Raw genomic sequence first — 6,375 nt, 5'->3', positions numbered from 1 at the left:
CGCGATGATCGCGGCGAACCAGAGCAGGGGGAGGAGGGAATTGTTCATGGCGCAGCCATTGTTGCGCGCCATGCCGCGAGGCAATCCAAGCGTCAGCGGCGGAAAACCGGCGCTCGCTGGGGCATTGAGTTTGCTCGGCTCTGCCTGGCGCAGCGCCGAATCCGCGTCACGTGGCCCGTCACGCGGCCTGGGTGCATCGAACGTGCAAGTCCTGCTGAGCGAATTTCGACTCTGCAATCTGGAACAGGCGATCCCACGAGGGAAAGTCGCCAAACCACTCGGCCGACGGCTTGAGCTTGAGCAGCAGGCAATCCGGGTGCTCGAACTCCTGGCAGAAGCCCGTCGATGCTATGACCACCTTCAAGTCAGGATTGATGGGCAGGAAGGTGGCCTGGATCTGCGCCAGCCGTGCCAGCGCTTCATCGGCCGTCTTCAGGCCGTTCTCGGCCCGGATCAGCACGCCGCAACGGGTGCTCCGCATGGCGTCTTCGGTCTTGCGTCGCAGGTAGCTGAACTTCTCGCGGGCGGTCTGCAGATGGGCCTCGACGCGGTCCCGATCGATCTTGCCGTCGAGCGTCGGAAACTCATGCTGGAAGAGCAGCTGTGAGTCCAGATCGCGGACCCGGATGCCTTCGTTGCCAGGCTCGCCGACGATGTCCCAGTTGCCGGAGCGCAGGAAACCCTGCACGGGCTTCGCGAAGCAATCGAAGCTGGCACCCGGCGTCACCAGCCAATCAAAGAAGTAGGCGCTCTCGCGGCCGCTGACGCGCCGGATCTGTGCCGCTGTCGCGCAGTACTCGCCGATGCTGAAGTAGTCACAGTTCATCGCTGCTCTCGTGCCAGCCCAGTTCGCCGCCAAAGCCTCATGCGCAGCGCGCTGGTCTCGTGCCTCAGGCCTTGCTCAGGCGCCGCATGCGCTCGGACGGCGTCACGATGTCGGTCAGGCGGATGCCGAACTTGTCGTTCACCACCACCACCTCGCCCTGGGCGATCAGGTAGCCGTTGACCAGCACGTCCATCGGCTCGCCGGCCAGTGCGTCGAGCTCGACCACCGAGCCTTGCGCCAGCTGCAGGATGTTCTTGATCGGAATGCGCGTGCGCCCCAACTCAACCGTCAGCTGGACCGGGATGTCCAGGATCATGTTGATGTCGTTGCCGGGCATATTGCCCGGCGTGGGCGCGAAGTTGGTGAAGCTGGCCGGTGCCACCTGCTCGGCGGCGGCCTGCACCTCCTCGGCCACTTCGGCGGGCTTGGCCTCGGCAAGTGCCGCGGCCCATTCGGCCGCCATCGCGTCCTGTTCTTCTTGAGATGGGCTGTCAGGTGACATTTCGGGCTCCCAGCCAGCCCTGGTCCGGGCTGGTCAGCATCTTGTCCACTTTGATGGAGTACTTGCCGTTCGACGTGCCGTAATGGCAGTCGAACACAGGCACCCCGTCGACCTTGGCGTGGATCATCGCTTCGAGGTCGAGCTCGATGAAATCGCCAGGCTTGAAGGCCAGCAACTGCTCGACCGTGGCGGGCGCATGGCCCAGCTCGGCCACCAGTTCAACTTCGGCCGCCTGAATCTGGTGCTTGAGCAGATTCACCCAGCGGCGGTCTGGCTCCGCTGAATCGCCGACCGTGGTCGAGTACAGCACGTCTCGAATCGGCTCCAGCGTGGAGTAGGGAATACAGAAGTAGACCGTGCCGGTGGTCTCGCCCACTTCCAGCGTGAACGAGGTCGAGACCACAATCTCGCTGGGGGTGGCGATGTTGGCGAACTGCGGCTGCATCTCCGAGCGCTGGTATTCCAGCTCCAGCGGATACACGCCTTTCCAGGCCTTCTGGTATTCGGCAGTGATGACCTCCACCAGGCGCAGGATCACGCGCTGCTCGGTGGCCGAGAAATCGCGGCCTTCGATGCGGGCGTGGAACTTGCCGATTCCGCCGAACAGCGAATCGATCACCGCGAACACCAGGGTCGGGTCGCAGACGATCAGCCCCGAGCCGCGCAGCGGCTTGACCGAGACGATGTTGAAGTTGGTCGGCACCACGATCTCGCGCAGGAAGGCCGAATACTTCTGCACCTTGATGCCGCCGATCGCGACTTCCGGGCTCTTGCGAATGAAGTTGAACAGGCCGACGCGGATGTTGCGGGCGAAGCGCTCGTTGATGATTTCCATCGTGGGCATGCGCCCACGAACGATGCGTTCCTGGCTGGCGAGGTTGTAGTCGCGTATGCCGCCGACCTGTTCCTCTTCCTGCTCAAGCTTCTGGCTCTCACCGGTGATGCCTTGCAACAGGGCATCGACTTCGTCTTGCGAGAGGATTTGCTGATTCATTGCGAGCCTCCGACTTTCAGGGACGCGTCACCGGGTCGTCGCGCAGGGCGAGCGGCAGCCGCTTTCGGGCGGGTGACGAAGTCAGCAGGGCAGTTCATGACTACTGGACGATGAAGTTGGAGAAGTGGACGTTGAGGACCGGGCTCACGACGGAGGGCTTCTTCTTTTTCTTCTTCTTCTTGGGCGCTTCATCCGGCGGCGGTTCTTCCTCTTCGTCGTCGAGTTCGATGCCCATGGGGCGCACCGCCTCGCGATTGATCTCCTTGGCCAGCTTCTGCTTGCCTTCCAGGCTCAGCAAGTCGGCGGCCATCTTGTGCGACAGCACCATCAGGATGTTGCTGCGGATGGCTGGCATGTACAGCTTGACCTGCTCGCCGAACTTGGCGTCCACCACCTCCAGCGTGACGCCAACCTGTGCGAAGCGATCCACGTCCCGGTCCGCCAGGTTGACGGTGAACGGCTCCAGTGGCACGAACACGGGTGGGGTGCCGGGCTTGGGCGCGGCGGCAGGCGTGTGGACAGCAGCGGCTTGCTCCTCGCCATCCTCGCCTTCGGCCGGCGCCTTCTTCTTCAGCAGAAGCACGGCCGCGGCACCGCCGCCCAACACCAGTACCAGCACGACGGCTAGGATGATGATGAGCTTCTTCTTGCCGCCGCTGGCGGGCGGGGCGTCAGCGGCTGCGGGCGGCGTGGCCATAAGGACTCCTAGATGCTGTCTGCTGCAGTGGCATGGCGACGGCGCCTGCCACTGCTAATGATGCCGTGATTATTGAGAAAACGCCCGCCACGCATGCCGCGAATAGCGGGGTAAAACGGGTGATCGCGCAGGCCCATGATGCCCAGTGTCCAGACGCTCAGGCATACACATCAACGACGCCGCGCAGCTGACGTGCTGGCGGCGCCATGCTGCTGACGGTGGCCGCTGAGTCGGCATCGTCGTCCGTCTTGTCAGCGTTGCGGCCTGAGCGGCTACCAGGGTCTGAGGTCTGGGCCTGGCGCTGTTCGGCAGACTGCTGGAAGACACCACCGCCGCTCAGGGTCAGGCCTTGCTCGCGCAGGGCGCCGGCCAGCTCGGGCAAGCTGCTTTCCAGCACCGCGCGGGTTTCGCCATGCTCGGCATGGAAGGAGATCTGTGCCTGCTGGCCATCCAGCACGATCTGCACCGACACCGGCCCCATCTCGGCCGGATTCAGATGCAGTTCGGCGCGCTGCACGCCATCAGCGGCCAGCACGCTCAGGCGTGCCGACATTTCGGAAGCAAACTGCGGCGACTCCATGCGAGCGGCAAGGTCCAGCCTCGCCCCTGTCTCCGCCGCCGCGGTCTTGGCTTCTGTCTGATGGGCGGTTGCCGCTGCCGCTGCCGCATGGCTGAAGGCCGGCAGGGATGGCGTTGTCGCCGCCGGCGAAGTCTGTTCAGCCTTGTGAAGCTCGCTCGCAAAGCTGGCTGTGTCGCTGCTCGACGCTTGCAGAGGCTGTTGCTGCTGCAGGTCCTGAGTCGACAGCTCAAGGGCTTGTGCCGGGGCGGCCTGGTTCTTGGACTGGATGTCTAGCGCGGCCGGGCGGGCCGACGGCTGTGCATCAGTTTCAATGGACTTGGATTGCGCCGCCGCAGCGTCGTCATGCGCCTTGCCCGCGAGCAGGCTAGCGGCAGCGGCCGCCAGAGATGCGTTGGCTGCGTCGCCCGCGCCCTCAGCCTTGGCCGCAAGGGCAGGGTTCACTGCGGTGGTCGGCAGCAGGCCGCTCAGCAGGGTGTCGGCGCCGGCCAGCAGGCTCTCGCCGGACTCGTCCTTGTCGCGGGCGGCAAAGGTTTCACCTGCAGCGCCCAGCTTGGCGTCATCGGCCATCACCGCTTCTCGCGCCCCAAGCGCACGGCCGCCGGCCTGCTGCTGGGCCTCAGCCTGGCGCAAGGCCTGATCGCGCTCCTGGTTCATGCGCCGCTGCTTCGAGGCCTGGGCCTGCGCCGTCGCCTGACTGCTCGCCGGACGGCCGTCCGCTGCTTGTGGCTCGCCGTCCTCGCTCGAGGCCGGCTTGTCAGCGCCCGAGTCAGCCTCTGACTTGCTGCGCTGCTCGCCCTTGTCTCGCACCGGCGCTGGCGCAGGGGCTGGTGCCGGGGCCGACACTGGCGGGCTGCTGTCACGCAGCATCTGCGAGAAGCTGGCCCCTGTTTCAGCCGCGTTGCCGCCGGCCTTGGGCGCGGCAGTGCAGGCCAACATCGGCAGCACAGCGGAGGATTTGGCGGTGGAGCTGTTCAGGGACTGCATCTTGAACCTTGGTGAGAGGAGAGCTTCAGGCGCTCAAGCGCACGAAGGGGTTGAACTGGGCCAGCGCAGCGCGGGCCGCCTGCTCGTCGGTGGCTTTCTGTTCCTGGCGCTGGGCGCTGCGCGACATTTCCGCGCGGCGACGTTCCAGCAGCTTGCGCACCGAGGCCACGCGCATTTCAAGCTCGCGCACCATGTCCTGGGCGCGTTCCACGCGGGCGTCTTGGTGGTTGGCCACCAGGCCTTGCTGGTCGATTGCCTGATCGAGCCGCAGGCCGAAGTTCTGATAGCAGCCCAGAATGTCGATGCTGGAGCCGCGCGCAAACTGCTGGGTCCAGCGCTGTTGGTACTCGCTGCGGTACTGGCCCAGTTGATCGGCCTGGCTGCGTGCGGCCTCGGCCGCGCGGCGCACTTCTTGCAGATACGCAAGCGCCTGATCGCGCTCGGCTTCAGCGCGTTCCAGCAGGATGCTCAGGGTTTGCAGATTCGTAGTGCTCATGGTGATCCTTGTACAGCTCTCCGTCTATCGCTTATCGGCCGAAATCAGCCCTGATTGACCACCGTTTGCAGTTGCGAGACGCTGGTGCCCAGCGTGGCGGGTGTGTGCATGTCCTGCTGCAGCAATCGGACCATGTCCGGCTGCAGGCGCACGGCAATATCGAGCTCGTGATCGTGGCCGCTTTGGTAGGCGCCGAGCTGGATCAGATCGCGCGCCTTGTTGTATTTGGCGAGCAGCTGCCGGAAGCGCCGCGCCGACTCCAGATGCGGCGTGCTGGCCACATTGCCCATCACGCGAGAGATCGAGCGCTCGATGTCGATCGCCGGGTAATGGCCGGCCTCGGCCAGCTCTCGTGACAGCACGATGTGTCCATCCAGAATGCCTCGTGCGGCATCGGCGATCGGGTCCTGCTGATCGTCGCCTTCGCTGAGCACGGTGTAAAAGGCGGTGATCGAGCCTTCGCCGGCCAGTCCATTGCCGCTGCGCTCCACCAGCTGCGGCAGCTTGGCAAAGCAGCTGGGCGGATAGCCCTTGGTGGCCGGCGGCTCGCCGATGGCCAGGGCGATCTCGCGCTGCGCCATTGCATAGCGGGTCAGCGAGTCCATGAGCAGCAGCACATGCTGGCCCTTGTCGCGGAAGTGCTCGGCAATCGCCGTCGCATAGGTGGCACCCTGCATGCGCACCAGCGGCGGCGCATCAGCGGGCGCTGCCACCACCACCGAGCGCTTGATGCCTTCCTCGCCAAGGATGTCCTCGATGAATTCCTTCACCTCGCGGCCGCGTTCGCCGATCAGACCGACCACGATCACATCGGCCTGCGTGTAGCGCGCCATCATGCCCAGCAGAACCGACTTGCCCACGCCGGTGCCGGCGAACAGGCCCAGACGCTGGCCGCGGCCCACGGTCAGCATCGAGTTGATCGAGCGCACGCCGGTATCGAGGGGCGTGCGCACCGGATCGCGGTCCATCGCGTTGATGGGGCGGCGGATCATCGGCTCGTCGTGCACGTTCTCCAGCGGGCCCCCGCGGTCCAGCGGATGGCCATGCGAATCGACCACGCGGCCCAGCAGGCCTGCGCCCATCGGCAGGTGCAGGCCGCGGTCCTCATCGCGGCGCCAGGGGTGTTGTGGCTTGCCCAGCTGAGGCGCCTGCGGCGGCGTGAAGCGCGGCAGCACCATGGCGCCGCTGGACAGGCCCTGCACTTCGTCGGTGGGCATCAGAAAGGCACGGTCGCCGGAGAAGCCCACCACCTCGGCCTTGACCGGCGGACTGCCGCGGCGGCTGCTGTTGCCGGTG

Annotated in this window: 7 protein-coding genes; all 7 read right to left on the bottom strand. The window is 65.6% G+C overall.

Annotated elements, in window-relative coordinates; all coding sequences use genetic code 11:
- Positions 1–178 precede the first annotated feature (178 nt).
- A complete protein-coding gene (locus tag ACIQ67_RS18735) occupies positions 179–826 on the bottom strand; it encodes a hypothetical protein (RefSeq protein ID WP_397535896.1) in 648 nt (215 codons plus the stop codon).
- Between the two features lie 64 nt (positions 827–890).
- The gene (gene fliN, locus ACIQ67_RS18730) at positions 891–1,328 is read right to left on the bottom strand and encodes a flagellar motor switch protein FliN (RefSeq protein WP_397535895.1); all 438 of its coding nucleotides are present in this window, start codon (positions 1,326–1,328) and stop codon (positions 891–893) included.
- A complete protein-coding gene (gene fliM, locus ACIQ67_RS18725; RefSeq protein WP_397535894.1) occupies positions 1,318–2,322 on the bottom strand; it encodes a flagellar motor switch protein FliM in 1,005 nt (334 codons plus the stop codon). The genes fliN and fliM overlap by 11 nt, the downstream gene beginning before the upstream one ends.
- 100 nt (positions 2,323–2,422) lie before the next feature.
- Positions 2,423–3,019, bottom strand: a complete 597-nt coding sequence (locus tag ACIQ67_RS18720) for a flagellar basal body-associated FliL family protein (RefSeq protein ID WP_397535893.1) — start codon at positions 3,017–3,019, stop codon at positions 2,423–2,425.
- A 157-nt stretch (positions 3,020–3,176) separates the two neighbouring features.
- Positions 3,177–4,583 carry a flagellar hook-length control protein FliK gene (locus ACIQ67_RS18715; protein WP_397535892.1) on the bottom strand — a complete coding sequence of 469 codons (1,407 nt, stop codon included), beginning with the start codon at positions 4,581–4,583 and terminating at the stop codon, positions 3,177–3,179.
- Between the two features lie 25 nt (positions 4,584–4,608).
- Positions 4,609–5,079 (bottom strand): flagellar export protein FliJ, encoded by a 471-nt coding sequence (fliJ, locus tag ACIQ67_RS18710; RefSeq protein ID WP_397535891.1) that lies wholly within the window; start codon positions 5,077–5,079, stop codon positions 4,609–4,611.
- 44 nt (positions 5,080–5,123) lie between these two features.
- Positions 5,124–6,375: FliI/YscN family ATPase (locus ACIQ67_RS18705; protein WP_397535890.1), on the bottom strand; the 1,252-nt coding region annotated here is incomplete at its 5' end.

The sequence above is a fragment of the Roseateles sp. genome (genome assembly GCF_044373315.1).
Classification (GTDB): Bacteria; Pseudomonadota; Gammaproteobacteria; order Burkholderiales; family Burkholderiaceae_C; genus JACDQM01.
This window is presented reverse-complemented; position numbering and strand designations above follow the sequence as displayed.

What these genes read in the sequence shown, in the direction of transcription:
- ACIQ67_RS18735 (WP_397535896.1), bottom strand. Translation starts at nt 826, where the DNA reads ATGAACTGTGACTACTTCAGCATCGGCGAGTACTGCGCGACAGCGGCA.
- fliN (WP_397535895.1), bottom strand. Translation starts at nt 1,328, where the DNA reads ATGTCACCTGACAGCCCATCTCAAGAAGAACAGGACGCGATGGCGGCC.
- fliM (WP_397535894.1), bottom strand. Translation starts at nt 2,322, where the DNA reads ATGAATCAGCAAATCCTCTCGCAAGACGAAGTCGATGCCCTGTTGCAA.
- ACIQ67_RS18720 (WP_397535893.1), bottom strand. Translation starts at nt 3,019, where the DNA reads ATGGCCACGCCGCCCGCAGCCGCTGACGCCCCGCCCGCCAGCGGCGGC.
- ACIQ67_RS18715 (WP_397535892.1), bottom strand. Translation starts at nt 4,583, where the DNA reads ATGCAGTCCCTGAACAGCTCCACCGCCAAATCCTCCGCTGTGCTGCCG.
- fliJ (WP_397535891.1), bottom strand. Translation starts at nt 5,079, where the DNA reads ATGAGCACTACGAATCTGCAAACCCTGAGCATCCTGCTGGAACGCGCT.